The sequence below is a fragment of the Shewanella corallii genome, assembly GCF_023349125.1.
GTDB classification, from domain to species: domain Bacteria; phylum Pseudomonadota; class Gammaproteobacteria; order Enterobacterales; family Shewanellaceae; genus Shewanella; species Shewanella corallii.
Window position 1 is genome coordinate 282,662 of the sequence record NZ_JAKIKT010000002.1, and the last position, 26,108, is coordinate 308,769.

At 51.3% G+C, this 26,108-nt stretch carries 26 protein-coding genes and 1 tRNA gene; 14 read left to right on the forward strand and 13 right to left on the reverse strand.

Features of this window, described 5'->3' with window-relative positions; all coding sequences use genetic code 11:
* Positions 1-27 precede the first annotated feature (27 nt).
* From L2725_RS06540 to L2725_RS06555, 4 genes are read left to right on the forward strand one after another with little or no spacing between them, the layout of a single operon-like run.
* Positions 28-729 (forward strand): DUF2589 domain-containing protein, encoded by a 702-nt coding sequence (locus L2725_RS06540; protein WP_248935103.1) that lies wholly within the window; start codon positions 28-30, stop codon positions 727-729.
* A 49-nt stretch (positions 730-778) separates the two neighbouring features.
* Entirely contained in the window at positions 779-979 is a 201-nt protein-coding gene (locus L2725_RS06545) for a hypothetical protein (RefSeq protein ID WP_249248211.1), read from the forward strand.
* A gap of 27 nt (positions 980-1,006) precedes the next feature.
* Positions 1,007-1,462: a hypothetical protein gene (locus tag L2725_RS06550; protein ID WP_248935104.1), complete on the forward strand. Its 456-nt coding sequence runs from the start codon at positions 1,007-1,009 to the stop codon at positions 1,460-1,462.
* 55 nt (positions 1,463-1,517) lie between these two features.
* Entirely contained in the window at positions 1,518-2,447 is a 930-nt protein-coding gene (locus L2725_RS06555) for a hypothetical protein (RefSeq protein WP_249248212.1), read from the forward strand.
* A 41-nt stretch (positions 2,448-2,488) separates the two neighbouring features.
* On the opposite strand, the gene L2725_RS06560 is transcribed toward L2725_RS06555, so the two are convergent.
* From L2725_RS06560 to L2725_RS06580, 5 genes are all read right to left on the reverse strand, one after another.
* A complete protein-coding gene (locus tag L2725_RS06560; protein WP_249248213.1) occupies positions 2,489-3,907 on the reverse strand; it encodes a LuxR C-terminal-related transcriptional regulator in 1,419 nt (472 codons plus the stop codon).
* Between the two features lie 190 nt (positions 3,908-4,097).
* A complete protein-coding gene (locus tag L2725_RS06565; protein ID WP_249248214.1) occupies positions 4,098-4,652 on the reverse strand; it encodes a DUF6265 family protein in 555 nt (184 codons plus the stop codon).
* Positions 4,653-4,683: 31 nt separating this feature from the next.
* Positions 4,684-5,529: an MBL fold metallo-hydrolase gene (locus L2725_RS06570; protein WP_249248215.1), complete on the reverse strand. Its 846-nt coding sequence runs from the start codon at positions 5,527-5,529 to the stop codon at positions 4,684-4,686.
* A 331-nt stretch (positions 5,530-5,860) separates the two neighbouring features.
* Positions 5,861-6,442: a hypothetical protein gene (locus L2725_RS06575; protein ID WP_249248216.1), complete on the reverse strand. Its 582-nt coding sequence runs from the start codon at positions 6,440-6,442 to the stop codon at positions 5,861-5,863.
* Positions 6,443-6,768: 326 nt separating this feature from the next.
* The gene (locus L2725_RS06580; RefSeq protein WP_249248217.1) at positions 6,769-7,500 is read right to left on the reverse strand and encodes an alpha/beta fold hydrolase; all 732 of its coding nucleotides are present in this window, start codon (positions 7,498-7,500) and stop codon (positions 6,769-6,771) included.
* 325 nt (positions 7,501-7,825) lie between these two features.
* Here L2725_RS06580 and hemL point away from each other — a divergent pair, with 325 nt between their 5' ends.
* Positions 7,826-9,115: a glutamate-1-semialdehyde 2,1-aminomutase gene (gene hemL / locus L2725_RS06585; RefSeq protein WP_115135829.1), complete on the forward strand. Its 1,290-nt coding sequence runs from the start codon at positions 7,826-7,828 to the stop codon at positions 9,113-9,115.
* A gap of 66 nt (positions 9,116-9,181) precedes the next feature.
* On the opposite strand, the gene L2725_RS06590 is transcribed toward hemL, so the two are convergent.
* Both L2725_RS06590 and L2725_RS06595 read right to left on the reverse strand, forming a co-directional pair.
* Complete coding sequence (locus tag L2725_RS06590; protein ID WP_249248218.1) at positions 9,182-10,144, reverse strand: general secretion pathway protein GspB; 963 nt, start codon at positions 10,142-10,144, stop codon at positions 9,182-9,184.
* Positions 10,144-11,787 (reverse strand): ExeA family protein, encoded by a 1,644-nt coding sequence (locus L2725_RS06595; protein ID WP_249248647.1) that lies wholly within the window; start codon positions 11,785-11,787, stop codon positions 10,144-10,146. Before L2725_RS06595 ends, L2725_RS06590 begins: the two co-directional genes overlap by 1 nt.
* A gap of 137 nt (positions 11,788-11,924) precedes the next feature.
* On the opposite strand from L2725_RS06595, the gene L2725_RS06600 reads away from it, so the two are divergent.
* Both L2725_RS06600 and L2725_RS06605 read left to right on the forward strand, forming a co-directional pair.
* A complete protein-coding gene (locus tag L2725_RS06600; RefSeq protein WP_249248219.1) occupies positions 11,925-13,169 on the forward strand; it encodes a multifunctional CCA addition/repair protein in 1,245 nt (414 codons plus the stop codon).
* Between the two features lie 177 nt (positions 13,170-13,346).
* On the forward strand, positions 13,347-13,613 hold the full coding sequence (locus L2725_RS06605; RefSeq protein WP_115135831.1) for an Lpp/OprI family alanine-zipper lipoprotein: 267 nt from the start codon (positions 13,347-13,349) through the stop codon (positions 13,611-13,613).
* Between the two features lie 46 nt (positions 13,614-13,659).
* Here the strand turns inward: L2725_RS06605 and L2725_RS06610 are convergent, their stop codons facing one another.
* From L2725_RS06610 to folB, 4 genes are all read right to left on the reverse strand, one after another.
* A complete protein-coding gene (locus L2725_RS06610) occupies positions 13,660-14,508 on the reverse strand; it encodes a class I SAM-dependent methyltransferase (protein ID WP_249248220.1) in 849 nt (282 codons plus the stop codon).
* Between the two features lie 76 nt (positions 14,509-14,584).
* Positions 14,585-15,385 (reverse strand): undecaprenyl-diphosphate phosphatase, encoded by an 801-nt coding sequence (locus L2725_RS06615; protein ID WP_249248221.1) that lies wholly within the window; start codon positions 15,383-15,385, stop codon positions 14,585-14,587.
* Between the two features lie 30 nt (positions 15,386-15,415).
* Entirely contained in the window at positions 15,416-15,910 is a 495-nt protein-coding gene (folK, locus tag L2725_RS06620) for a 2-amino-4-hydroxy-6-hydroxymethyldihydropteridine diphosphokinase (RefSeq protein ID WP_249248222.1), read from the reverse strand.
* 52 nt (positions 15,911-15,962) lie between these two features.
* Positions 15,963-16,316 carry a dihydroneopterin aldolase gene (gene folB, locus L2725_RS06625; protein ID WP_115135835.1) on the reverse strand — a complete coding sequence of 118 codons (354 nt, stop codon included), beginning with the start codon at positions 16,314-16,316 and terminating at the stop codon, positions 15,963-15,965.
* 227 nt (positions 16,317-16,543) lie between these two features.
* Here folB and plsY point away from each other — a divergent pair, with 227 nt between their 5' ends.
* Positions 16,544-17,167: a glycerol-3-phosphate 1-O-acyltransferase PlsY gene (gene plsY, locus L2725_RS06630; RefSeq protein ID WP_115135836.1), complete on the forward strand. Its 624-nt coding sequence runs from the start codon at positions 16,544-16,546 to the stop codon at positions 17,165-17,167.
* Positions 17,168-17,187: 20 nt separating this feature from the next.
* Here plsY and L2725_RS06635 read toward each other — a convergent pair whose 3' ends face one another.
* On the reverse strand, positions 17,188-18,210 hold the full coding sequence (locus L2725_RS06635) for a Preprotein translocase subunit SecY (RefSeq protein ID WP_249248223.1): 1,023 nt from the start codon (positions 18,208-18,210) through the stop codon (positions 17,188-17,190).
* 198 nt (positions 18,211-18,408) lie between these two features.
* Positions 18,409-19,422: a tRNA (adenosine(37)-N6)-threonylcarbamoyltransferase complex transferase subunit TsaD gene (gene tsaD / locus L2725_RS06640; RefSeq protein ID WP_248935118.1), complete on the reverse strand. Its 1,014-nt coding sequence runs from the start codon at positions 19,420-19,422 to the stop codon at positions 18,409-18,411.
* 357 nt (positions 19,423-19,779) lie between these two features.
* Here tsaD and rpsU point away from each other — a divergent pair, with 357 nt between their 5' ends.
* From rpsU to L2725_RS06670, 6 genes are all read left to right on the forward strand, one after another.
* A complete protein-coding gene (gene rpsU, locus L2725_RS06645) occupies positions 19,780-19,995 on the forward strand; it encodes a 30S ribosomal protein S21 (protein ID WP_006080725.1) in 216 nt (71 codons plus the stop codon).
* A 7-nt stretch (positions 19,996-20,002) separates the two neighbouring features.
* A complete protein-coding gene (locus L2725_RS06650; RefSeq protein WP_115135840.1) occupies positions 20,003-20,446 on the forward strand; it encodes a GatB/YqeY domain-containing protein in 444 nt (147 codons plus the stop codon).
* A gap of 171 nt (positions 20,447-20,617) precedes the next feature.
* Positions 20,618-22,342 (forward strand): DNA primase, encoded by a 1,725-nt coding sequence (gene dnaG, locus L2725_RS06655; protein WP_249248224.1) that lies wholly within the window; start codon positions 20,618-20,620, stop codon positions 22,340-22,342.
* 150 nt (positions 22,343-22,492) lie between these two features.
* Complete coding sequence (gene rpoD, locus L2725_RS06660) at positions 22,493-24,334, forward strand: RNA polymerase sigma factor RpoD (protein WP_249248225.1); 1,842 nt, start codon at positions 22,493-22,495, stop codon at positions 24,332-24,334.
* Positions 24,335-24,528: 194 nt separating this feature from the next.
* Positions 24,529-24,605, forward strand: a tRNA-Ile gene (locus L2725_RS06665).
* 216 nt (positions 24,606-24,821) lie between these two features.
* Entirely contained in the window at positions 24,822-25,397 is a 576-nt protein-coding gene (locus L2725_RS06670) for a DUF1287 domain-containing protein (RefSeq protein WP_249248649.1), read from the forward strand.
* The last annotated feature ends 711 nt before the right edge of the window (positions 25,398-26,108 follow it).

Sequence of the window (26,108 nt, forward strand, 5' to 3'; positions counted from 1 at the left end):
CCTCATACCCACAGAAGGAGCAATACCATGCCAGACGTCAACTCAGGCCCCGCGCTGGTGTCCATGGCCCAGCAATTTACAGGTTTACCTATGCGCGCTTTGATTGGTGGCCCACTCAACGCTGCCGCTCAGGCCAACAACATGATGGCGGTGACTCAAACCAACTTCATGCTGGATACCTGTTTCAACAAGAAAACCGGCAAGGACGCTGCCGGCAACGACACCACAACGCTGGAACCTATTATGGTCACCATGCATATCACCCGCGGTGTCATTACCGAGAGCGAATCCAAGGATGATAAAGGCCAACCAACTGCAGAAATCACCAATGTCACGACTCAGTTTGATCTGCCACTGCTGACCATTATTCCTCTCAATGCCCTTGGGGTGGATAACGTTCAGGTGGACTTCGATATGGAAGTGAAATCCAGCTATACGGATGAAGCGTCTCAGTCCTCCAGCGAATCAACCCATGCTGAAGCAAGCTTCGATGCCAAGCTGGGAGCAGGTTGGTGGTCTGTGGAGGTCAAAGGTAGTGTCAGTCATGACAGCCAAAGCGCTCAATCCACAAAATCCACCTACCAGAAGAGTAACAACGCCAAGTACACAGTGAGCGTACATGCCGGACAGCTGCAGCTGCCGGAAGGTGTCACCACTATTATCCAGGCGTTCACCAACAGTATCAGCCCTATCACCCTGGGCTCATCATCCAGCTCACAAGCCAGCTGAATCATCCCAGAGCCCAGCCGGGAGCTGGGCTCTTCAAAGGAGCAACCCCATGAAAAATCAAATTCCCTGCCCTGACTGCCAAAAGCCAATTCCGGTGGATACAGAGCTCTTATTACGAGGTCATGAGTTTATTTGTGGTCATTGCGGCTTGCAGCTGGCACTGGCCCCCACCAGCCGGCCCATGGTCGCAGGGGTATATACCCAGTTTGAACGCTTGCTGGATAAGCAGCAAAGTCACCAAAGCCGCTGAATAATTTTAGATAGAGGAGTCATTATTATGAACGCCAACGACCTTTCAGATCTGGTGCTGGCCAAACGCACAGACATTGCAGAGACTATTGAAACAGGAGCTGCCTGGGAACTCTGGATGCAGGTAGAGATGGTAAAAATCCTCCGGGCTGCCGATAAATCAGTAGCACGGGAAGTGGCTTACCCCGCACCCCATGACAACTGGAGTCTGGACTTTCTTGCCGGAGACACTCAGGGCCAATACGCCATCGAGCTTAAGGTAGAAAGCGCCACCAATGCCGGAACCCGACTGATAGCTTCAGTCGCAAGTGATATCACCAAACTGGCTTACTACCCGGCACCAAACCCGGGTGCCCGATGGGTATTGGCCATAGGCTACAGCAGCGCCGCCAGGCAGGCGATGAACGGCTTTGCCGATGAAGATGAAAACCACGCCATTTACCATGAGCTTGACAGTATTGGGGTGATGGTGGCTTCAATATAGTCTTTCTCCCAACAAGCTGTAACCCCGTATTCCCCCTTAACCGGAGAGCGATACCATGACAGCCCAAATGACTCTGGCACAACTTAAGCCGGGCGATGTACTGCTGATGGTCGGCGATCTGCGACCATCCAACCCAACCCGCAATCTGGACCGTATGATCATGCTGCTGACCGGCAGTGATGTGTGCCACTCAGCCCTGTTTGTGGGCCCTGCCCCGGACAGCACTGCTGCAGAGCCAAAATATCTGCTTATTGATGACACTCTTGGCGGAGTTGGCCTGCGTAAACTCCACGACAGCCAGGACACCAATGACCCCCACTACTACACCTGGTATGTGAGACGTATGGCCAATCCGGATATGACGCCGGTGATCAATGCCGCAGAAAGTTACGAAGGCAAAGTGATCTATGACAAAACCTGGCTGGTGATGCTGGGGCTTTTAATCCTGTTTCGGGATCTGGCACCCAGCGGTACCAAAGTGGACCTGCTATTGCAGCTGCTTAAGTATCTGGCCTATAAAATCGATACCATGACCCATGAGCCGGGCAAGTACTATTTTGTCTGCTCCCAATATGTTGCCGTCAGTTTCAGCGATGCAGGCAATGGCTATGCGCTCGAAATTGAAGGGGGAAAGTTGCAGCTAAACTCTCCCGGACAGGCACTGGATAACCTCAGGACTCAGGGGAGCTTTCAATTCAATACCCAGGACGGCCAGCTGACTGCGACACTGACAGGGCAACTGGCGGCGCAACTGCCAGGCGCTCAGGCACAGTTGGTAAGCGCCCATGGTCTGGATACCGAGTTGCTGGATTATATTGCAGGTCTGTTCAGTGATTATGTCGCCGGACTTGGTGATCAGGCTCAAACACAGTTGCAAAGTGCTTTCAGCGAGTATCAGGATGCGTTTGTGACCCCTGCCTGTCTAAAGGATAACTGCACCAACCTGACCGCAGAGGGGAAACTGGGGTTTATCTATGGCTCCTGAATGCCAGCGTTCGTTAATCCGGGCTCCCGGTTACCCCGGCGCTATTGTTCGGATTCAGGCTTAATCAGGGCCGACAATACTATTCCGGCTTTCTCCATGTTGGCCACAAAGGCTTTGGCATGGTCGGGGGGGACAATACGCATCACAAGTTGCTCCAGATTGGTCACCTTGAGGGGATTGTCCTTCATGATAGCGGTCAATCGCCCCAGGAGCTCCTGCTGTTGCGCTTTGTCCTCTTCCATAACGGCGATGCTGAGCAAAATCATACAGACCCCGGCCTGTATGGTTTGGTTGTAGAGCAGGGCTTTTTCGGCGGTCTGCTTACAGGTATCAAACTCCCCTGCCAGATAGTGCACTACGGTCAGTCCGGCATAACAACGCCCCGAATGGTGTCCTTCAGGATAGATTTCCAGATAGTTTTGGTAATGACTTTTAGCCTCATCATAATGGCCATTCAGTGCGGCTATCTGACCTACCAGGAACAGCGCAAATTCAAGCGCAGGGTTGGCCTCCAGTGCCAGCTCAATATGCTCCGCCGCATCTGCAAACCGGCTCTGCAACAGGCAATGCAGGCTAAAGGCCAACCTGGAATAGGCAGAGTCTGGCATCAGGTTACAGGCTTTCTGGGCACTGACGGCCAGCTCCTCTATCAGTTCAGGAGTAATGGGGAAATACCCCTCTACAATTCCGGCATACAGTGCCATAACAGAATAAGCATTAAGCAGAGCCCAATCAGGGTGAGAGGGCAATTGCTGCTTCAGCAGCTCTCTTACCTCCTTCATATGCGCCGGAGTTCTGTGCTTAATCTTGTACTCTGTGGTGTAAATAACCTCATACCCTCTCGAGACGGCGTCAGACATTCCCTTATGCACAGTGGCATGATTGGCGATAACTTTATTGAATACCGTGCCTGACTTTCTCAGCAACAGAGTTTGCGGGGGGGATTGCAGTGGAATCGGCATTCCCTGCCAAATCATGACACCGGATATCTGCAGGGGCTCAAAATACTGCAGATCGGGAACCAGCTGGTCGATACCTTCGCTGCGCTGATATCTCAGGGTCAAACAGTAAAATTCATGACCTGAATTCACCGTTTCCGGCAGCTTCATATCGGAAACAAAGTGAACCTGCAGCAGCTCCCAGCGACTGAGCAGATCCACCACAGAGTGAAGTGCAGAGCCAGAAGTGCCGACCGGAAAATCCTGAGTTCTGATAAAGAGCTGTAACTTGCGGTGATCCGCTGTTTGCTGCCGTGTGTACTGCTCAAACCAAACAGACGCTTCAATCCGATTGCTGACATGTAAGGTCTTGAGAATATTGGCAAGGTGGGTTTTGACTGTGTTTAGTGACAGGTGCAGCAATTCAGCAATTTCAGGGTTTGAGCAGCCCTTACTGACCAACTCCAGAATCTCCAACTGCCTGGCACTCAGACGGGAAGCATCCGGCTCTCGATTCATCATCCAGTGATCTCCGGTGAATTCGTGCATATCCCATGCAACTTCTCAGCTTTTTCCACCAAAAACAACAGATAATAACACCACTTACAGCAATTTAATCAGCATATACAACCAATTAAATAGCGCTTTATAATTACACACACCAAAAACCGTACCCATTACGAACTAAGCCAGCGCAAAGCTCTTGATTCATCTATTTTACCGGCGTAATCACCTCAAGGTTGGCGTCCGGCCGCACAAATTCCACTCTGTGATAATTGAATACCAACTCACTGGTTTCTCCCCCCTTTTTATGGGCAACATAAACGCTGATGCGCTGGTCATCATGACGCTCAAGGGTGAGGCCACTAAAGTACACCCTGTTATCTGTCACCCGAACCAGGGGGTAAGCCACACTCTGTTCTTTTGCCTCCCAGCCCACAAGTTGAGGGCCAAAATGCTTCAACCTGAACACCAAAGAGCCTTGCTCCTGCACGATAGTTTCGAGTTCGTAGAACTGAGTTTTCCCCTGCTTTGTTAATTTAAATGCTCCCATCATGCTGTCCCCCAAAGGGGGCGACCATACCTCTTCGACGTCACCACCCAATGCCGTCCCTTGCCAATGGCCGGCAAGCCAGGCAACAGCCTGCAGATCTGCGGCTGGAGATGACTGTCCGGGTTTGAGATAGACAAGATTAGGGGTATCGGCACTGACATTGCCTGTCAGCAAGAGTCCGATAGCGACAAACCACACACCAGGTTTAAACATGGGTGTCTCCTGTTTCAGCAACATCAAGATATCAAAGGGGTAAAACCAGGCCTTCGCTGGCAACCCTGAACCCCGCATCTGTCACGGCCAACGACTCTGGGCTGCTACTGTCCAGCAATGGATTGGTATGGTTCAGGTGGATAAAAATCACTTTGCGCTTTTGCTCTGGAGGCAATTCCCGGAACCTGTTCATGGACTCGACAACCAGAGGGTGCGGTACTTCAGCCATAGTGCGCCCCTTGAGTTCATCAGCGCTGTAAAAGGTCGCATCCAGCAAGGCATAATCCACCTGAGGGATCAGCTCCTCAATGGCGGTATCCCACTTTTCCCATTTATCTATATCGGGAATGAACAATGCGGTTTTTGTTTTTCCCTTGATCAGATAGCCAACAGTCTCACTGAACTCATCTCTGTGGGGCACCAACACAGGAGTTACCCTCACATTCCCAAGCACAACTTCACGTTTATTTTGTAGCTCCTTAAGTTCGATATTGTTCAGCTTAACCAGTTGCGACCAGGGACCATTATTTTCAAGGAATGAGCGCATTTGTGGCATGGCATAAACGGGCAGTTGCTTCGTGGATGCTGATTCGCGGCCAAAGTGCATCAAGCCAGTGTAGTGGCCCATATGCGCATGGGTAAGAAACACACCTTGCAGCTGGTAGTCCGGATTGGACCACTCCTGCTGCAGTAAATACAGTTGCTGGGGTAAGTCCGGGGTCGCTTCAAACAGATACTGGGCCTTGTGGATATGGTCAACCACTGCCAGAGAGGTGGCCATTTTGCGCAGTGACTTATCCTGCCAGGCGGGCATACAATGGGGTCGATAGCAAAGTGTTTGCGGGTAACCCGCATCCTGAGCGATGCCAAGCACCACAAGCTCTGTTCCTGGCCGGGAATGGGCCTCAGTCGTGCTTAAGGCAGGCAGAGAAGTAAGGCAAAACAGAAACAACAGACAAGGCAAAGGGAATATACGCATTAGGTGTTTTTTTATTTATCAGGGCTGAAAAGTCAACCTGACAGCTTTCCCCTGTAGATACAAGCTCACGCCCACTTTCGCTCCGGCAGCACGCAGAGCCTTTGCAAAGGCCAAGGGGTTAAATCCACAGCGCCCTTGTTAAACCAGAACGTCAGCTTAATGCTGATACCAACAGCCATAGCCGTGACTGCTTCGCAAGACTACCGGCACCCACCTTACTGGATCCCCGTTATGATTCCCCGCCCTTTGCTTCCTGTACTGATGGCGGCGGAGTTTTACAAACAGGGATGCCTAGGCGTTCCAGTTCAGCATATATCGCCTCGATATCCATGCCGGAGAAGCTCTTTAGCGGGTGCTTACGGCCACCTTTAAGCAGCAGGTATTTTTCGTGTAGGACAAACCTGCCACTATCAAGCCGGATATCAACTATGCAGTCGATATCCGTCAAAGGGTAATGAAAAGACGCTTCATAGCGCGCAATGGGGGAGTGCCAATCAATGCCATCAGCATTGACCGTAACATGCCATTGTCCCCCCTTGATAAACATATAGAGGGAGGGAATAAACGACCCTGACAAGAGCAATAGAGCAAGCAGGTAAAACACATATTTAAAAATCTCTGCAGCTTGTTCAGAGACATAACCTGACGAATAGGGGCGCGTTTTATCCAAAGGCGCGCCAGCGAGCACTGACTCCAGAAACTGCCCCAGGTACCAGGCCAGCACCACGCCACCAGTAAGCAGCAGAATACGGAACAGGCTGTCGCTTCTGGCATCGCGTGTGATACTCAGGCCTTCAGTTACCTCTGGCATTTAACCTCCCATCTCCTTTTGAGTGAGAACATTAGCAAAACTCCACACTTAACCACTGGTCGTTATCCTTCAGTATGGCTTCCAATCCGGCCCAGCTGAGACCTAACCCACTGTTGCACTCCTATGCAAGCACAGCCGAAGCCTGCTGACGCCCAAATATGATCACCTGGTAACGCCCGTTATCATTCCACGAAAGCAGATTATTGAATGCATCCGGATGTCCTCGACAATATCCATCAAAAGCAGTAAACAGCCCTGAATTAAACACGGCAACCAGGTCCGAGTGTGTTTTTGTCTCCCGAAAATCCAGGGTATAAATCTCTGGTTTACTCAATGGAATCACCTTTTGCCAGCAACCAATCAACCCCTTGTAAAATCGCCCTTACACCGGCTTCCGGGTGAGTGTTTAAGGTAAAATGTGAGCCGGGCAGCTTCGCCAGCATCATCCCCATATATGCCTGCCTGAAGTCGTTAAGCTTATCGGCCCCGACCAATGTGTCCTCCTCAGCCTGCAGGCATACAGCGGGGACCTGAGAGTTAAACCTTTCAAACCGCATTTGGCTGATAAGCTCAAGTCGCCTGGCCAACACGCGCGGATCAACCGCTGTGATCGCCTCTTTCAGATCTGCGATTTGCCTGTCGCTCGCCTCTCGTTCCAGAAAATATCGACGTATAACCCGGTTTGCCAGTGGCAGATTCACGAGTTGAGCGGGAGAAAGCAGCCTAAACAAACGTGAGGCAATGGCCGACAGCAATGGCTGTGGTGATGACAGAAAGCTTGCCACAAAGATAATGCCTTTGAGGTTGGGCAGGGATTGCCGTGACAGGCATGCTGCGATTCCGCCGGAAAATGACTCTGCCAACAAAATAACGTCTCCCTCAGGAAGTTGACGTTTCACATATTCTGCCAGCGCAGGGTAATCCTGAGGTCCTCCCTGGGGTAAGCCGATGACCTGCACCCTGACACCGGTCAAATGTCTGAGTAAAGGAACAAACAACTTGCCTGTGCCATCCATCCCCGGCAGCAACACCAATCGGCAGTTACCCTGTTGCGTCATATCCCACCTTTACAGCACTCCTCTCAGTTAACTGGATAGTGCCCTCAATCCTGAGTTTTCACTATAGCGCGAACAGCTATATCTCTGATTTAAAACAGCCACTTTAGTTAAAATTGATATAACTCCAACGCCAGTAACACAGGTACTGACGCCAGAGTGACAACAATTTGCTTTATCCTGTGATCCCCGCCATTGACATTGGCGGTCGCTGCCCCACAATTGGGCGTCTATGGGAGGAAACTCCCCACAGAATTCAGGATTTTCCGCCCCGGCGGAAAGCAAGACCAAACCGGCCACGCCGGAACAACACGAACAAGGAAATAAGATGACCCGTTCCGAAACGCTGTTTGAACAGGCAAAACAAACCATCCCCGGCGGTGTTAACTCCCCGGTACGTGCATTCAATGGTGTGGGTGGTACTCCACGCTTTATTGAGAAAGCCGATGGTGCCTACATCTATGACGCTGACGGCAACAAGTACATCGACTACGTAGGTTCATGGGGCCCAATGATCCTGGGCCATAACCACCCTAAAATCCGTCAGGCTGTGCTGGATGCAGTGGAAAACGGTCTGTCTTTCGGTGCGCCAACTGAGCTGGAAGTGACCATGGCTGAGAAGGTAATCGAAATGGTTCCTTCCATGGAGATGGTGCGTATGGTGAGCTCAGGTACTGAAGCCACCATGAGTGCAATCCGTCTGGCCCGTGGTTTTACCGGCCGTGACAAGATCCTGAAGTTTGAGGGCTGCTACCATGGCCACGCTGATTGTCTGCTGGTAAAAGCTGGTTCGGGCGCCCTGACTCTGGGTCAGCCAAGCTCTCCTGGTATCCCAGAAGACTTCGCCAAGCACACTCTGACCGCGGTATACAACGACCTGGATTCTGTAAAGGCGATGTTCGAGCAGTACCCGGATTCCATCTCCTGTATCATTCTGGAGCCGGTTGCAGGCAACATGAACTGTATTCCTCCGGTTGCTGGCTTCCTGGAAGGCCTGCGCGCTCTGTGTGATGAGTTCGGCGCCCTGCTGATTATCGACGAAGTGATGACGGGTTTCCGTGTTTCCAAGAGCGGCGCTCAGGGTCACTACGGCATCAAGCCTGATCTGACCACTCTGGGTAAGGTTATCGGCGGCGGTATGCCTGTAGGTGCTTTTGGTGGCCGTAAAGACGTTATGCAGTTTATTGCGCCTACCGGTCCGGTTTACCAGGCAGGTACTCTGTCCGGTAACCCAATCGCCATGTCTGCAGGTCTGGCTCAGATGGAAGCCCTGTGTGAAGAAGGCCTGTATGAAGAGTTGGCGGCCAAGACCAAGCGTATCGCTGAAGGTTTCAAAGCTGCAGCTGACAAGCACGGTATTCCAATGAGCATCAACTATGTTGGCGGCATGTTCGGTTTCTTCTTTACTGACGAGCCTCAGGTAACCCTGTTTGAGCAGGTAACCAAGTGCAATATGGAACACTTCCGCGCCTTCTATCACGGCATGCTGGACGAAGGTGTTTACCTGGCACCAAGCGCCTATGAGGCAGGCTTCCTGTCAATGGCCCACGGTGAAGAAGAGCTGCAGGCCACACTGGCTGCAGCTGACCGTGTACTGGCCCGTATCGCTGCCGCTTAATCAGCGCTCAAGCCAGAACGAAAAAGGACGCCCACGGGCGTCCTTTTTGTTTTTAGGTTCAGCAAACTATATCGCCGGCACAGTAAACTCTGTTCCGCCAATCTCAAGTATCACGTCCCTTGGGCGGATCTCCACTATCTTCAGCTTGCCACCTATGGTGTCACCCTGCTGCAACTCCCGACCATCCACATTAAGCCAACGGTTGTTCGGGTTGCTGGCATAGACGTGAGCAACGATATTGAAATCCGGCACCTGCTGTTGCAGTGACAGCGGCAGATCGCCATATTTTGGCAGGCCGGTATCCTGAGGCTCAGGAATAGGATCCAGCGATTTTGGCGTCACACCTTCATTTACCGAATGCTGATATTCAACCTCTTTCAGCGCCTGTTCAAAGGCAGCCAACAGATTTTCCTGCTCCTCTCTCGCCTCCCGCCCCAGATCTGCCATGCCCTCGGGCGAAGTACCGGCTTCCCGGCGTAAAATCTCTAACTGCTCAGGCGTCAAATCCGTATTGGCACCCAGAACCAAAGGCTGGGTGCCAGAGCTTGCCGCAGCCTGGCTCTGACCGGCAGGTGTTGTTGGTCTCATATCTCTGCGAGTTTGAGACGCCATGGCTGGCAGAGTTCCTGACCGATTGGCACCACTGGCATGCGTCACAGGGCTTGGCTGAGCCACGGGCAAATTACCACGCCCGGCGAGACGGACCTCGGCACTCTGAGTGGATTTAGCACCAGCCTTTGCCACAGCTGAATTGCTTGCTTGAGCTGGTACCAGAGCCTGCTCGGGCGCAGGGATAGTCACAGGAGCACTAACAGGAGCGGTCACAGGAAGACCTGTGTCCTCTTTATTCAGCAGCAAATTCAAGCCAAAAGCCGCCCCGGCCCCCGCCAGTAAACTTATCACTACAGCGGCAGTCGCTTTGACTGGCCAGCGTCGCTGTGCCTGTTCATAGCTTCTTGGCGCAGTGGCGGGATCAGGCAACTGTCCCTGCTGTTTATTGCGTATCACTGCATCGAGCAAAATAGACATCAGAACTGCTCCCCGCTGCTCAGTCTTGGACCTGACTGACTCAGATACAGGCCCAGCTGTGTCAGCGTTTGACTGCCGGCAATACCATCAGCCTGCAGGCCATGTTGGCGCTGGAAGGTTTTCAGTCGCTGCTCCAGCTGGCTGTCATAACCATTAACCAGTCGGGCCGGGACCTTATCCACCATCGCCAGCGAGTTTTCCAACCATTGTAACTGAGGCTGAGAAGAGTGCGGGCCGATGGGCTGGCTGGCATCCTGATCAGGTTGCCACAGAATCTCAAACACACCGCTGAAGTGACGTTCAAACCAATCCCGGCTGACCCAGAACTGCTGCTCGCCCAGTTGCAACAGCAGTTCCTCACCGTCACGGGAGATCAGGGTGCCGAAAGCCTCGGTACTGCCACTGTGGAGATAAACCACTGCCGGATAGTTCAGCCTGAGAATTGATGCACTGTTACCCTGCTGCTGAAAACAGGCAAGGCCCTGAAGTGTGGCCGCCTGGCAAGGACTCATATCCTGATAGGGAGTCCGGTTCCACAACCCCAGCAAAGCTGCGAATGCAGTATCTATATTGCCGCTCTGCTCCAGCGCCCGCTGCAGCTGTCTTTGCCCCAGACTGTTGCTCTGAGCGGTACCATTCCCGGCCAATTCAGTATTGGCAGCTTCAGTGGAAACAGGCTCTGTGACGACAGGCTGTGAGGATGCCGCTACAGGCTGAACGGTGGCAGGCTCCGCAGCGGATTTATCACCGGATTGCAGCGCATAAAACACAGCGCCGAATGCTATTACAAACCCCACACCAGCGACCATGGACCACCAGTTACGGGCGGTTTCGGGCTCCTCTCCCAACACTTCTGCCGCTGCAGTTTGCACCATCTTATGGTCCACCGGCACTTTGGACTGTGCATAGGCAGCCATCAAAGCTCTTTCGCAAATCAGGTTGCTTAAACGGGGAATACCACCGGTGGCTTTATGCAGAGCCTTAATCGCTTTGGCCGTAAACAGCGGTTCATGACGTCCGGCAACCTGCAATCTGTGCTGCACATATAAGCCGAGTTCCTGCTCGCTCAAAGGCAACAAGTGATATCTGGCCGTAATGCGTTGGGCCAGCTGACGCAGCTCCTGGCGCTTAAGCAGCTGTTGCAGTTCAGGCTGACCAATCAATATTACCTGCAGCAGTTTTTTGGTATCTGTCTCCAGATTGGTGAGTAGCCGCAGTTGTTCAAGCACCTCTGGCCTGAGATGTTGAGCCTCATCAATAATCAATACTGTGTTTCGCCCCGCCTCATGATTCTTCAGCAAATATTGGCTGAGCAGATCTGTCAGCTGCTTGAGGCTGGGGTTGTCGCCATAGGAAATCTTCAGCTCATCACACAGGGTGGCCAACAGCTCCTGCTCGGTCAGCGAGGGGTTCAGAATAAAGGCGGTATCTGTATTGTCAGGTAACTGCTGCAACAAACATCGACTGACGGTGGTTTTTCCTGTCCCCACCTCCCCGGTCAGCAGCACGAAACCACCGGTTTCACCCAGTCCATAAGTCAGGTGCGCCAGTGCTTCTCTGTGCCTGTCACTGAGAAACAGATAATGAGGATTGGGCGCAATGGAAAATGGGTTGTCATTCAACCCGAAGAAAGCCTTATACATACCCTGTAAACAGATGCTCTGAAAAGTTTTGCTCAAGGTATAGCGCCAGCATAAGGATGTCAAAAAGCGGGCTGACTTTATCGCTTTTTTGCCACCGGTGTTATGCTTACGACAAATTTCAAAGCGAGAAGTACAGCGTGAAAATCTATCTGGTCGGCGGTGCAGTCAGGGATCAGCTTCTGGGTCTGCCGGTAAAAGACAGAGACTATATGGTGGTAGGTGCCACGCCTGAGCAAATGTTGGCGTTGGGCTATGAACAGGTGGGCAGAGACTTCCCGGTATTCCTGCACCCCAAAACCAAAGAAGAGCATGCCCTGGCCAGAACCGAGCGTAAGACAGGCGCAGGTTATGGAGGCTTTGCCTGCCATGCCGCCCCGGATGTCACTCTGGAGCAGGACCTGCTCAGGCGCGATTTGACCATCAATGCTATTGCGCTGGATGACTCAGGAGAGCTTCATGACCCCTATGGTGGTCAGGCTGATATTGACGCCAGAGTATTGCGCCATGTCTCCCCCGCATTTATTGAAGACCCTCTACGGGTGCTCAGGGTTGCACGTTTTGCGGCGCGATTTGCCGCTCAGGGGTTTACCATAGCCCCGGAAACGATGTCGCTGATGCAGGAGATAGCTGCCAGCGGTGAGCTTGATGCCTTAACCCCTGAACGGGTTTGGCAAGAGCTGGATAAAGCCCTGGCCACAGATCATCCACAGGTGTTCCTGCAGGTACTGAAAGAGTGTAACGCCCTGCCGATATTGATGCCGGAAATCCATGCCCTGTTCGGCGTCCCCCAACCTGAAAAGTGGCACCCGGAAATCGACACAGGTATCCATACGCTGATGGTGCTGGAGCAGGCAGCCAGACTCACCACTGATAAAAGTGTGCGCTTTGCCGCCATGATTCATGATTTGGGTAAAGCCCTGACACCTGAAGCGCAATGGCCAAAACACCATGGCCACGGTCAGAAAGGTCTGAAACCCATACGGGAATTTTGCCAGCGGTTACGTGTTCCCAACGAGTATCGTGACCTGGCGTTATTGGCCAGTGACCTGCACCAAAATCTGCACAATGCTTTCGAATTAAGACCGGAAACATTGCTAAAGCAGTTTGATAAGGCCGATATCTGGCGTAAACCCGAAAGACTCGAAAAGCTTTTGTTGGTTTGTCAGGCAGATAGTCGTGGTCGCACCGGCTTCGAAAATGCAGATTACCCTCAGGCTGATTATCTGCATGAGGCTTATAAAATTGCAGCGGCAGTTGAAGTCAAACAGATTGTTGATGCAGGTTTTAAAGGACCCGAAATTCGTGACGAATTGCAAAAGCGGCGAATGAATATGCTGTCAGAATTTAAGCAATGTCACACATTTGATGTAAGCAAACTGTGAATATGCTAAATCAGACCATTTAGTCCTTTGAAAAAAGGTGAATATTCGCTATCGTTTTGACCGATTCCATGATTTTTCATAGCAAATTAAATTGGCTATGACATAATTATGCGGTTGCAGTCGACCTCAGGGGACTGTGGCCTTTTAATCCACACTATCTTTAAAGGGATTACTCCAATGAACAAAAAGTTAATGATGGTTGCTGGTGTAGCTATGACTGCTATGCTGGGTGGCTGTGCCAACACCGATGCACTGGAAGCAAGCGTTGCAAACCTGGGCAACAAAGTAGACCAGCTGTCTGCTGAAGTTAGCTCTCTGAAGGCTGAGCAGGGTAAAGTTTCTGCTGACGCTAAAGCTGCTAAAGCTGCTGCTATGGACGCACAAGCTGAAGCCAAGCGCGCCAACGACCGCATCGACAACATGGCTTCTTCTTACAAGAAGTAATGTGTTGGTATCGGCAATACCCTGTATTGCCGATACACCTCCCCTGTTATTCTCCCCGGCTCTTTCTGGCCAACACCACCAAATAATCCATCTCTAAGCCGTTAATCGATTCTCTGGCAATTTTGCTTTTCAGCTTGTCATTGGCACGCCAGGCATAAGGCGTCATATCCAGCAGCGTCAGCGCCTGTTCACCGTCTACATCCGCATTCCACTGAATACGTGTTGATGCAACAAGCTCCAGCTCTTTGGGCAGGTTGATACTCACCTCTTTCTCGGCGAGATCCGCAAACACCTGAGTGCGCAGCTGCCATAAATGGCGGCTGGCGGGGATCACTATCAAGGCCAGTCCGCCTTCTTTCAGCACACGGACCGCTTCTTTCCCCTTGAGAGGTTTGTCGATAACCGTCAGCAGATCAAAGCTGTTGTCGACATAGGGAAGCCCCTTGGACGAACATTGCGCGTACACCTCATCACTGCCCGCTTTAGCGGCCGCGAACAGGGCATTATCCGCCTCGGCAAACCCATAACGCTCCAGTGTCAGTTCAGCTTGTTGCTGCGCCAGAGACTCCGCCAGCGCCCTCAGGTAAAAGCCTTCGGCGGATTCATAATCCAGCCAGGAGAGAGTCGACTGGCCAGACAGCTCTGGCATCAACTGTGCTGTCATCGCCTCGATCAGCGATGCCTGCAAGCCTCCACTCAGCAGAAAGAGTCTGGATCGCATTTGTGCACGGGACAGCACCTGCTGCTTTTTGCCCTTGCCGAACACCCAGTATCCCCGCTCTTCGTGGACCTGAGTAAAAGGGAACTGATGTTTGTTGCTGCAGTGCAGATCCTTACTGGTCAGATACTGACTCAAAGGCTGACGGCAAATAGGGCATTGGAGAGAAACGGTCATAACTGATTCCGAAAAAATAGAAACCCCGGCAAACGGCCGGGGTTATTCAACATATTACAGTCCGCAAGCATCAAGCTTACAGGAAAATAAAGCCACACAGGAACAGACCCAGCGCCAGACGGTAAATCACAAATGGCGTCATACCCATACGGCTGATAATCTTCAGGAAGAAGTGAATACAGACATAGGCAGAGATAAAAGAGAGCAACACCCCCAGTCCCATCGCCTGCCAGTCAATCACATGGCCTTCAGTCACTATGTCTTTGCCCATCAGCAAAGCCGCACCCAGAATAACCGGGATAGACATCAGGAATGAGAAACGGGCTGCCGCTTCCTTATTCAGACCCAGCATCAAAGCGGCGGTCATGGTTACGCCACTGCGTGATGTACCCGGAATAAGGGCAAGCGCCTGAGCAAAACCAATCAGCAGCGCTTTTTTCCAGCCCGTCTGATATTCGGTCAGCTCACATTTGGCCATACGGTCACCAAGCCACAACAGCAGACCAAACACCACAGTCGTAATGGCAATCACCCCCGGGCCACGCAGAAAGCTTTCCACCCAGTCCTTGGCCATAAAGCCGATAACCACAGCCGGGATAGTCGCCAGAATAATCCACCAGGCCAACTTGCTGTCGTCTGAATGCTGTCCCTTAAAGATACTGGCTATCCAGGCCTTGAACATGGCGACAATTTCCTTGCGGAAATAGATGATTACCGCCAGCAATGAACCAATATGCACAGCCACATCGAACGATAGCCCCTGATCTTCCCAACCAAAAAGCTGCGCCGGCAAAATCAGGTGCGCAGAGCTGGAGATAGGCAAAAATTCAGTAAAGCCCTGGATCAGAGCCAGCAGAATGACCTGCAGAGTATCCATAGTTTCCCTTGTATTGAATAAATGGGTAAATCAGACCAGAGGTGGCCAGGTGAGTTCAATGACCCAAAGTTTCTGAGGCTTGTTATAAGCATCCCACAAACTCTGATAGTTCAGCCCGGTTGTGGGGTGTACCCGCTCAGGTGCGATTTCCGCCAGTGGCCAAAGAACAAATGCGTTCTCGGTAATTTCCGCTCTGGGCAGCACTATGGGGGAGTCACATACCAGGTCATCATAAAGCAGCAGATCCAGATCCAGCGTGCGGGGGGCAAACTTCTTGGCGCTGGGTAATCGGCCATTGTCCCGCTCAATTTGCTTGAACAGGCTATTCAGTTCGGCCACTGACAAACTGGTGTCGGCAGCCGCCACCATATTGAGGAAGTTGGTGCCATCAAAGCCAACAGCTTCACTCTCATACACAGAAGAGAGTTCCAGTTGCCCAAGGTGCCGGGTCAGATCTCTGAGTCCGGCGGTTAAATGTGCCACCGGCTCAATATTGCTGCCCAAACTGATATATATTTTTGCCATGCTGCTTCTTTTGTTATTTGTATTCGGGGCAAATACCCCGGTGCAGTTCCAGTTAAATGTGGCCGCGCTCTATTTCAACGCCCACTGATTGAGCATGCTTCACCGCGCCGGGTTTCATGACAGTGACTTTGACCCAGGGAACATTGAATTCATCCATCACACACCTGGCCACCATTTCAGCCACAGTTTCAATCAATTCAATCGGGTCTTCGGTAATCAGTGCCGTCAGTCTGTTGGATACAGTTTCATAGCAGAGCGCGTGCTCATAATCATCGCCTGCAGCCGCGGCCCGGTTATCCCACGCCATATCCAGATCTATCACCAGGGTCTGATGGATCTGTTTTTCCCATTCATAGATACCGATCACAGTATCGATACTTAATCCACGGATCAGGACCTTATCCATACATTTCTCCTGTTATGACGACTGAGGTCAGACAAGTTGGCGCTGCGTGACAGGTTACAATCCGCGGCAACCAAGGTGTCCACCCGGCATTGCCAACCTGAGGGATATACCCTTTGTGTTAGCTGGCATCCTTCAGTAGGATACGGCTTGGCAGTATGCCTTCAGCCTGAAATTTTGGGCTGACATTCAGGGCGCAGATAATACCCCAGATCCAGAAGGAAACCAATTTGAGCGAAGCTGCACTGACCATTTTTATGATATTGGCTGCCTATTTGGCAGGCTCGGTCTCAAGTGCCGTTTTGGTATGTAAAATGAGAGGCTTACCCGATCCCAGAACTCAGGGGTCAGGAAATCCCGGTGCCACCAATGTGTTGAGGATTGGCGGCGCAGGTTCTGCTGCCATGGTGCTGTTTTTCGATATGCTGAAAGGCGCCGCCCCGGCCTATCTCGCCTACATCATGGGTATTAATGCCGTGTGGCTTGGAGTCATCGCCATTGCCGCCTGTCTTGGCCACATCTATCCGGTATTTTTCGACTTTAAAGGCGGTAAAGGGGTTGCCACCGCTTTTGGTGCCATGGCGCCCATAGGTGAAGGTCTGGCTTTTGCGCTGATGGGAACCTGGCTGGTCATGGTGTTTATTACCCGCTACTCATCTCTGGCAGCCATATTGACCGCCCTGCTGGCCCCGGTTTACACCCACTATCTGGATGAGCGATTCACTATTCCGGTGGCCATGTTGTCGACCCTGATTATTGCCCGCCATAAAGACAATATTGTGCGACTGGTTCAGGGCAAAGAGCCCAGATTCTCTATTCGCAACAAGCTCAAAAAAGTAAAAGCCGACAAGTAGTCGGCTTCTTCGCTTGCAGATCAAACTGCTTCACCAGTCCAGTGATAATGGTTGTTGGCCTTTTTCCCCAGCTGGCCAGCCGCCATCAGATCAGCAAAAATCGCATCCACCTCTTCTGCCATCAACCCAAACTGTCTGGCCACAGCTCGTTTGCTACAGGGAAGACTCTTGCCTGCCAGCGCTTTGGCCACCTGCTCCGGGACGCTCAGTGGCTCAGGCTCCAAATCCAGCTCATCCGACAGGGTTTGCTGCAGCGCCAATACCGGCGGAATAGAAGAAATCGGTTCATTGATGGCCTCTATGGTCAGCGGTGTGTGCGCCCGCCAAAAGTGACGGAACCTGAGCTCTTCGCCGATTACGCCCACAAAGAAGGCCGCGAAAAAGTCCAGCAGTACAGACAGAAACACCACCAGGCCCAACTGCGCTGACTTGGTATCCACGCCCAGCATATTGGCCATGGATTCAATCAGGCCGATAATCGAGCCCTGCGCCACAGGTGGCAAGCTGTCACGTTCAGCCGCCAGCCTTTGCTGCTCTTCCCGAAGGCGCTTATTCTCCTGCTGGATCCGGGTCACGCCGGTGGCGATGCGCTCCATTTCGATATATTTTTCAGCCGCCAGATTATTCAGTTCAATCTGGTTATCTATGGCAGCAATCTGGCGGTTGTAGGTATTGACCTTCGCCTGCTCAACCGCAATGTGCTCCTGAGCTGAGTTGGTGGCACTGTTAATCCCGCCGATGCTGCCACCAATAGAGATCACCGCCAGTACCAGATAGAACACCAGCGCTGATAACGCCCCTGAGTAATTACGATGGGCCCGGCGCTCACTAAACTCGTACCAGGCGTAGAATTTGCCCGCCTCAAAGATCACAGCCAGCGAACCGAACAACCACTTCATCACAGGATTGTCATCGATAGACAAAAACAGCAGCAGCGAAAAAATAGTGGAAGCCAGAATAGAGGCGCCGGCCAGAGTCCAGACCGTGGCAGTTGCCAGTGGGCCTTTGGGGTATCTCAGTCCGATGGATTCTTGATAGTGCATTGCAAACCCGAGTTGAAGCCCCGGTAGGGACAGCGTAAAAAAGCGGGCAGCATACCCCAAAGACAGTGAAATATAAGGACATCTTTATCAACAACCAGTTTGATTGCTGGCAGATCAGCCAATTCATGGGGTATTGGGAGTTAAATGCATAAAAAAACGACGCCGGAGCGTCGTTTCTAACTATCAATTCACTTTGGATTACACAGCTTCAAGGCTGTCCAAAGGCCATCTTGGCTGACCTTTTACCGCCAGTTCTTCAATCTGTCCGGCCTTCAATCGCTGCAAACCGGCATAGGCAATCATGGCGCCGTTATCGGTGCAGAACTCACCTCTTGGGTAGTACACCTTACCGCCAATTGACTGCATCAGTTCTGCCAGGCCTTCACGCAGGCGCACATTGGCACTCACGCCCCCGGCAATCACCAGACGCTTGTGACCAGTTTGCTTAAGAGCGCGGCGACACTTAATAGCCAAAGTGTCCACCACAGCCTCTTCAAAGGCACGGGCGATATTGGCCCGGGTTTGCTCATCATCCGGCTCTTGAGCAATGGTGTTGGCCGCAAAGGTTTTCAAACCTGAGAAGCTGAAGTCCAAACCCGGTCTGTCAGTCATAGGACGGGGGAACTTATACTTGCCACCTTCACCCTGAGCGGCCAGCTTAGCCAAACGCGGACCACCAGGATAATCCAGCCCCATCAGCTTGGCGGTTTTATCGAAGGCCTCACCGGCAGCGTCATCAATAGACTCACCCAGCACTTCGTACTGACCTATGCCCTGAACATCCACCAACATGGAGTGACCGCCGGAAACCAACAGCGCAATAAACGGGAACTCAGGCGCATCATCTTCCAGCATGGGTGCCAGCAGGTGCCCTTCCATATGATGTACACCTACAGCAGGCACGCCCCAGGCGTATGCCAGCGAACGACCTACACAGGCACCAACCAGCAAGGCTCCAATCAGGCCCGGCCCCTTGGTGTAAGCCACGCCGTCGATATCTTCAATACGGGTACCTGAATCAGCCAATGCCTGACGAATAAGCGGAACGATCTTGCGGACATGGTCACGGGAAGCCAATTCAGGCACCACGCCACCATAGTCGGCGTGCAGCTTAACCTGACTGTACAGGGTGTGGGACAGCAGCCCAGCCTTGTCGTCATAAATGGCGATCCCGGTTTCATCACAGGATGTTTCTATACCTATAACCCGCATTGTGTCTCATCTTTCCGTTATTAAGGGCTGCCAATTCTACCTGCACTCGGGATTTGGCACCAGCCCCCGGAATATCGCAGAGGAAGTCACTGAATTGGCCAGAACGGGTGACTTTTTTGAAGATTTTTATCAACGACCAGACTATACTTCCGCCGTGCGAGATCAGGATGTTAATTTCAGCGATCAATATCCGCACTGACTGTTTGCCTGGGAGCCCTTGGGGGTTTACATCCGGGCATGGTTCAGTATAAAATTTCGCACCATTTTAAATCTTGTTAAACACTCTTGGTGAGGGGTCCGGTCATCAGACAGGAAGTTCCGAACCAATACAAACTTCCACCTAAGGGGTGATGGCGTATGCCAATTATTAAAGTACGTGAAAATGAACCATTCGACGTAGCTCTGCGTCGTTTCAAGCGCTCTTGTGAAAAAGCTGGCATCCTGGCCGACGTGCGTGCTCGTGAATTCTACGAGAAGCCAACTACTGCTCGTAAGCGTGCAAAAGCTGCTGCAGTAAAGCGTCTGGCTAAGAAGCTTTCTCGCGAAAACGCTCGTCGCGTACGTTTGTACTAATCCCGCTATGAGCCTTATAGATCAGCTGAAAGCCGACATGAAAGCGGCTCTGGTTGCCAAAGATAAAGTGCGACTGGGAACGATTCGTATGGCACTGGCCGCCATCAAGCAGATTGAAGTGGATACCCGCGAAACTCTGACCGATGACCAGGCCATAGCTGTCTTAACCAAAATGGTGAAGCAACGCCGTGATTCTATCGCTCAATATGAAGCGGCAGGTCGCAGCGAGCTGGCTGACAATGAAGCAGCAGAGATCAAGGTAATTGAATCTTTTCTGCCGAAGCCTCTGACTGAAGAGGAAGTTGCGGCCATTATTGATGCAACAATTGCTGAAGTTGGCGCATCCTCCATGGCGGACATGGGCAAAGTAATGGGAGCACTGAAAAACAAAGTGCAGGGTCGGGCAGATATGGGAGCCATTGGCGCTCAAATCCGCGCGAAGTTGCAGTAACTGTGATTCAGTGTACGAACAAGCCGTGCTTATGCGCGGCTTGTTTGTTTATCAAAAGCTGTCCGAGATGTTTCGCTTATATAACCGGACACTCCTGTCGGGAGTCTCTCGTTATACAAGTCTGCATTCATTCTGGTTTCCGAATTAGGTAACGGGTACGTAAGACGATCCATGGCAATCCCCCGCGATTTTATTAATGAACTGATCGCCCGCACTGACATTGTCGAGCTGATCGATCGCCGCGTGCCGCTGAAAAAAGCCGGCAAGAATCACTCTGCCTGTTGCCCGTTCCACAGTGAAAAATCACCATCATTCACTGTCAGTCGTGACAAGCAGTTTTATCACTGCTTTGGCTGTGGTGCCCACGGCAATGTGATCGACTTCCTGATGGAATATGACCGTCTGGAGTTTGTGGATGCCATTGAAGAGCTGGCGGGCCTGCTGGGTGTGGAAGTGCCCAGAGAGCAAGGCGGCAAACGCCGTGATGACGGCCTGAGCCGTGACCTCTACCAGTTGATGGAGGAGGCCAACAACTATTATCGCTCTCAGCTTCGCAGCCACAACGACAGACAAAAGGTATTGGATTACCTCGACCTTCGTGGCCTCAGCCAGGAAGTGGTCGACAAGTTTGGTATAGGCTTCGCCCCGGATGGCTGGGATGGTCTGTTATCCCGCTACCGCAATAATCAGGACGCTCAGGATAAACTGCTGACCGGCGGCATGTTGATTGCCAAAGACAGTGGCAGCCGTTACGACAGATTCCGCGACCGCCTGATGTTCCCTATCCGGGATCGCCGTGGTCGGGTGGTTGGTTTTGGTGGCCGGGTATTGGGCGAAGGTACCCCCAAGTACCTTAACTCGCCGGAAACCCCCATCTTCCATAAAGGCAATGAGCTCTATGGCCTTTATGAGCTGAAACAGGCTCACAGAGATCCGCAGAAGGTGCTGATCGTTGAAGGCTATATGGATGTGGTGGCACTGGCTCAATTTGGTGTGGATTATGCGGTGGCCTCACTGGGAACATCCACCACAGCAGATCAGTTCCAGCTACTGCTGCGTAATGCCAAAGAGGTGATCTGCTGTTATGACGGTGACCGTGCAGGGTTTGATGCAGCATGGCGTGCATTGGAAACCGCCCTGCCCCTGCTGAAGCCGGGCGATCAGGTTAAGTTTATCTTCCTGCCTCAGGGTGAAGACCCGGATTCACTGATCCGCCAAATCGGTAAAGACGCTTTCGAAGAGCTAATCAGCAATGCCAAAAGCCTTGAGGCATTTCTGTTCGATACCCTGACTGAGCAATATGGTACGGACAAGGGCAACTTTGCTAAGCAAGCAATTGTCTTAATTGAAAAAATTCAGGATACTGTACTACAGAACCTGCTGCTGGAGCAGTTGTCGCACAAGCTGGGCATGAATAATGCCGACGACGTCAAAAAGAAGCTTGGCTTTAACGCCAAGCCTCAGCAACCTATGTCGTCCAATAAAGGCTTGAAAGGTCGCGGCACGCCGTTGCGCCTGGCTGTAGCTCTATTGGTACAGCATCCATCGCTGGGAGAAGGGCTGCCCCCTCAACCGGCTATAGAACACCTGCAGATGAGCGGCATTGACCTGCTGCTTGAACTGCTGGCATTGACTCGCGAAACCAGATTCAACACCGCCCAACTACTTGAACATTTCAGAGAGCACGCCCAAGCGCCTGCCCTGAAGAAACTGGCTCAGTGGGAGCATCAGGTAGCGGATGAAAATCTGCAACAAGAGTTCAGGAAAGCCCTGATCTGGTTAACAAACCAGTATATCGAACAAAGATATCAGGAGCTGAGTCTGAAACAGACTCATACTAAGGAAGAAAGGATCCAGCTGCAGAAGCTGATCTCCGTCATGAAATCCCGGGCTTAAGCCTCTGGCAAAACCCCGGATAATTTCAGGACTGGCACAGGGATGCGTGCCCAAGTATAATCGATCATTTGCACGGCAATCAGTACCGGCTTTTGCCCGCCAGCGTGTGATTCGTTGTAAGTAAACAGTTACCCAACTTGGATGATATCTATGGATCAAACTCCGCAGTCGCAACTTAAATTGTTGCTCGCCAAAGGTAAAGAACAAGGTTATCTAACCTATGCAGAAGTGAATGACCACTTACCTGCAGATATGGTCGATTCTGACCAGATCGAAGATATTATCCAGATGATAAATGACATGGGTATCCGCGTGTTTGAAGAAGCACCGGACGCCGATGACATGATGATGTCGGAAGACAACACAGACGAAGATGCAGCGGAAGAAGCAGCAGCAGCCCTGGCCACAGTAGAAAGTGAGCTGGGCCGTACCACTGACCCTGTGCGCATGTATATGCGTGAAATGGGTACTGTGGAGCTGTTGACCCGTGAAGGCGAAATCGTAATCGCCAAGCGAATCGAAGACGGTATCAATACTGTTCAGAGCTCAGTGGCCGAATACCCACAGGCCATCGCCATGATCCTGGAGCAATTCGACCAGTTTGAAGCCGAAGAGCTGCGCCTGTCTGATATTATCTCTGGATTTGTAAACCCTGATGAAGATGACGTCGCGCCAACGGCGACTCACATCGGTTCCGAATTGTCCGACGAAGAGCTGGACGATGAAGACGATGATGATGACGATGATGACGATGACGACAGCGATGATGACAGCAACAAGGGTCCTGACCCTGAAGAAGCCCGTGAGCGTTTCGGTCAGCTGCGTGCCGCCTATGAGTCTGCACTGAATGTGATCGACACCAAAGGTCGTGACCACCCAGAATCTATCCGTGCCCTGTTTGAAATCGGCGAAATCTTTAAAGAATTCCGTCTGGTGCCAAAGCAGTTTGACCGTCTGGTCAAGAGCATGCGCGAGATGATGGACCGCGTGCGCGTTCAAGAGCGTCTGATCATGAAGCTCTGTGTTGAACAAGCCAAGATGCCTAAGAAGAACTTCGTTAAGATCTTCACCAACAATGAAAGCAGCCTGGATTGGTTCAGCGCCGAAATGACCGGCGGCAAGTCTTACTCCGAAGGCCTGAAAATGGTCGAGGAAGATGTACAGCGTTGCAGCGCTAAACTGAGCGCCATTGAAGAAGAGACTGGCCTGTCTATCTCCTCTATCAAAGACATCAACCGTCGTATGAGCATTGGTGAAGCCAAAGCCCGTCGCGCTAAGAAAGAGATGGTTGAGGCTAACCTGCGTCTGGTTATCTCTATCGCCAAGAAGTACACCAACCGTGGTCTGCAGTTCCTGGATCTGATCCAGGAAGGTAACATCGGTCTGATGAAAGCGGTAGATAAGTTCGAATACCGTCGTGGTTACAAGTTCTCGACCTATGCAACCTGGTGGATCCGTCAGGCTATCACCCGCTCTATCGCGGACCAGGCCCGTACTATCCGTATTCCGGTGCACATGATCGAAACCATCAACAAGCTGAACCGTATTTCCCGCCAGATGCTGCAGGAAATGGGTCGGGAGCCTTCTCCTGAAGAGCTGGCTGAACGCATGATGATGCCGGAAGACAAGATCCGCAAGGTACTGAAAATCGCCAAAGAGCCTATCTCCATGGAGACACCTATCGGTGACGATGAAGATTCGCATCTGGGAGATTTCATCGAGGATACTACCCTCGAACTGCCGCTGGACAGCGCGACTTCTGAGAGCCTGAAACAGGCCACTCATGAAGTACTGGCCGGTCTGACCGCACGTGAAGCCAAGGTACTGCGTATGCGTTTTGGTATCGATATGAACACTGACCACACTCTGGAAGAGGTAGGTAAGCAGTTCGACGTTACCCGTGAGCGTATCCGTCAGATCGAAGCCAAGGCTCTGCGTAAGCTGCGTCACCCAAGCCGCTCAGAGATCCTCAAGTCCTTCCTGGACGAGTAATCTTAAGCCGGTTCAACAATCAGTCCTGAATTGGATTTTTAAAAGCCCTGCAGTGCAGGGCTTTTTTGTGTTCACTCGCTCGGCAACCTCTGGTTAACAGATAATCAATTGAACCAACTTACCGAATTTCAACGCATTTCACGGGTGACAAGGGGTTTGAAACTTCGTATACTGCCAATCGCTCGGGAGAGCACGGCCCCTTAGCTCAGTTGGTTAGAGCACACGACTCATAATCGTTAGGTCCACAGTTCAAGTCTGTGAGGGGCCACCATATTCCAGAAGGCCCGTAGAGAAATCTACGGGCCTTCGTTCGTTATGAACTTCTCAAACCAAGCACTCTTCGGGCAACAGCTTTTTTAATTCCACTCGATTCAGTACCTTTTCACGATATCAATCAGGCTACAACAAGCTATACATTGGATATTAGTTGACTCGTCCAACCTATCGAGAGCGTATGAGCAGATTAAAACACAATGCATTTATAACTATGGCTCTGTTTGCCTTATTAGGATTGGCCAGCAACCCGACACTCGCCGTGAACGCTGAGCAGCTGGTCGCCGCCGCCCATGAACGCACAACCCATGATGTGACCTATGATGGTGCCTATCATAAAATCCCTTATCCTCTTGGCGACGTCCCGTCTGATATCGGAGTATGTACCGACGTGGTCATTCGCAGCTACCGGAGTCTGGGGATTGATCTACAACAGTTGGTACATGAAGACCTGAAGGCCAACTTTAATCTGTATCCATCCAGGCGTATTTGGGGATTAAACGCCCCTGATACCAACATAGACCACAGACGGGTACCCAACCTGCAGACCTTTTTCAGTCGTCATGGGGAAAGACTTGCTGTCAGCGACCGACCAGAAGATTACGCCCCCGGAGATCTGGTCACCTGGAGGGTGACTGGACCACATATAGGTATTGTCACCGACAAGCTTTCCAACGATGGTAAGCGGCCATTGATAGTGCACAACATAGGCCGGGGTCCGGTACTGGAGGATATGCTGTTTGACTACCCCATCACGGGACATTTTCGTTACTTGCCCAATAACGAATAACGCTCAATTAATCTCTGCAATGCGAAGTGACTTAACATCAAAATTTGTTGTTATTACTCATGGCAAACCTATCACCGTTCTCATGAGTAAATTAAAAAGCAAACTCATACACCAAGCGTAACAATGCCAGAGTTTATTAGTGGGGTGCGTAGTCCAAATATAGCTATCTCAAGAAGGTTTGAAATACTTAAACAATTGATACATCGCACCAGCTATAACCGAGGAGCAAAAAGCTTATTCTACCGGCAGGCTTAGACGCACATTTTGAATGCTATGCACAAAAATTGAATCACTCAGCGAGAAATCACTCTGATGGGATCAACCAGTTATCAGAATCAATATTATTTCGCCACCACGCACTCCAACACAGCACTCGTTTATTCACTCATATAAACAACCTAAAATTCTTTTTAATCAGAACAAGTTATTTAGCTAATTGAGAATTAATAACACAATCAATATCAATTTTAGGAATATCTTATTCCAAATCTGAATGAATTATTTTTTCGCCGAAAAATACGCAAACTTTTATTTACACCAATTCTGGATCTGATATTTCCCGGCGGAGGCGGTGTAAATGAATGGTTACACAAAGTAAACATACTAATTCCCATTAAATTCCCTCCACCCATTGACTATTTACGAATCCACTCAAACAAAACAACCTACAAATCGACGACACAAATAAATAACATTCTATTCACATCGTCA

What these genes read in the sequence shown, in the direction of transcription:
- L2725_RS06540 (WP_248935103.1), top strand. Translation starts at nt 28, where the DNA reads ATGCCAGACGTCAACTCAGGCCCCGCGCTGGTGTCCATGGCCCAGCAA.
- L2725_RS06545 (WP_249248211.1), top strand. Translation starts at nt 779, where the DNA reads ATGAAAAATCAAATTCCCTGCCCTGACTGCCAAAAGCCAATTCCGGTG.
- L2725_RS06550 (WP_248935104.1), top strand. Translation starts at nt 1,007, where the DNA reads ATGAACGCCAACGACCTTTCAGATCTGGTGCTGGCCAAACGCACAGAC.
- L2725_RS06555 (WP_249248212.1), top strand. Translation starts at nt 1,518, where the DNA reads ATGACAGCCCAAATGACTCTGGCACAACTTAAGCCGGGCGATGTACTG.
- L2725_RS06560 (WP_249248213.1), bottom strand. Translation starts at nt 3,907, where the DNA reads ATGATGAATCGAGAGCCGGATGCTTCCCGTCTGAGTGCCAGGCAGTTG.
- L2725_RS06565 (WP_249248214.1), bottom strand. Translation starts at nt 4,652, where the DNA reads ATGTTTAAACCTGGTGTGTGGTTTGTCGCTATCGGACTCTTGCTGACA.
- L2725_RS06575 (WP_249248216.1), bottom strand. Translation starts at nt 6,442, where the DNA reads ATGCCAGAGGTAACTGAAGGCCTGAGTATCACACGCGATGCCAGAAGC.
- L2725_RS06580 (WP_249248217.1), bottom strand. Translation starts at nt 7,500, where the DNA reads ATGACGCAACAGGGTAACTGCCGATTGGTGTTGCTGCCGGGGATGGAT.
- hemL (WP_115135829.1), top strand. Translation starts at nt 7,826, where the DNA reads ATGACCCGTTCCGAAACGCTGTTTGAACAGGCAAAACAAACCATCCCC.
- L2725_RS06590 (WP_249248218.1), bottom strand. Translation starts at nt 10,144, where the DNA reads ATGTCTATTTTGCTCGATGCAGTGATACGCAATAAACAGCAGGGACAG.
- L2725_RS06595 (WP_249248647.1), bottom strand. Translation starts at nt 11,787, where the DNA reads ATGTATAAGGCTTTCTTCGGGTTGAATGACAACCCATTTTCCATTGCG.
- L2725_RS06605 (WP_115135831.1), top strand. Translation starts at nt 13,347, where the DNA reads ATGAACAAAAAGTTAATGATGGTTGCTGGTGTAGCTATGACTGCTATG.
- L2725_RS06610 (WP_249248220.1), bottom strand. Translation starts at nt 14,508, where the DNA reads ATGACCGTTTCTCTCCAATGCCCTATTTGCCGTCAGCCTTTGAGTCAG.
- L2725_RS06615 (WP_249248221.1), bottom strand. Translation starts at nt 15,385, where the DNA reads ATGGATACTCTGCAGGTCATTCTGCTGGCTCTGATCCAGGGCTTTACT.
- folK (WP_249248222.1), bottom strand. Translation starts at nt 15,910, where the DNA reads ATGGCAAAAATATATATCAGTTTGGGCAGCAATATTGAGCCGGTGGCA.
- folB (WP_115135835.1), bottom strand. Translation starts at nt 16,316, where the DNA reads ATGGATAAGGTCCTGATCCGTGGATTAAGTATCGATACTGTGATCGGT.
- L2725_RS06635 (WP_249248223.1), bottom strand. Translation starts at nt 18,210, where the DNA reads ATGCACTATCAAGAATCCATCGGACTGAGATACCCCAAAGGCCCACTG.
- tsaD (WP_248935118.1), bottom strand. Translation starts at nt 19,422, where the DNA reads ATGCGGGTTATAGGTATAGAAACATCCTGTGATGAAACCGGGATCGCC.
- rpsU (WP_006080725.1), top strand. Translation starts at nt 19,780, where the DNA reads ATGCCAATTATTAAAGTACGTGAAAATGAACCATTCGACGTAGCTCTG.
- L2725_RS06650 (WP_115135840.1), top strand. Translation starts at nt 20,003, where the DNA reads ATGAGCCTTATAGATCAGCTGAAAGCCGACATGAAAGCGGCTCTGGTT.
- dnaG (WP_249248224.1), top strand. Translation starts at nt 20,618, where the DNA reads ATGGCAATCCCCCGCGATTTTATTAATGAACTGATCGCCCGCACTGAC.
- rpoD (WP_249248225.1), top strand. Translation starts at nt 22,493, where the DNA reads ATGGATCAAACTCCGCAGTCGCAACTTAAATTGTTGCTCGCCAAAGGT.
- L2725_RS06670 (WP_249248649.1), top strand. Translation starts at nt 24,822, where the DNA reads ATGGCTCTGTTTGCCTTATTAGGATTGGCCAGCAACCCGACACTCGCC.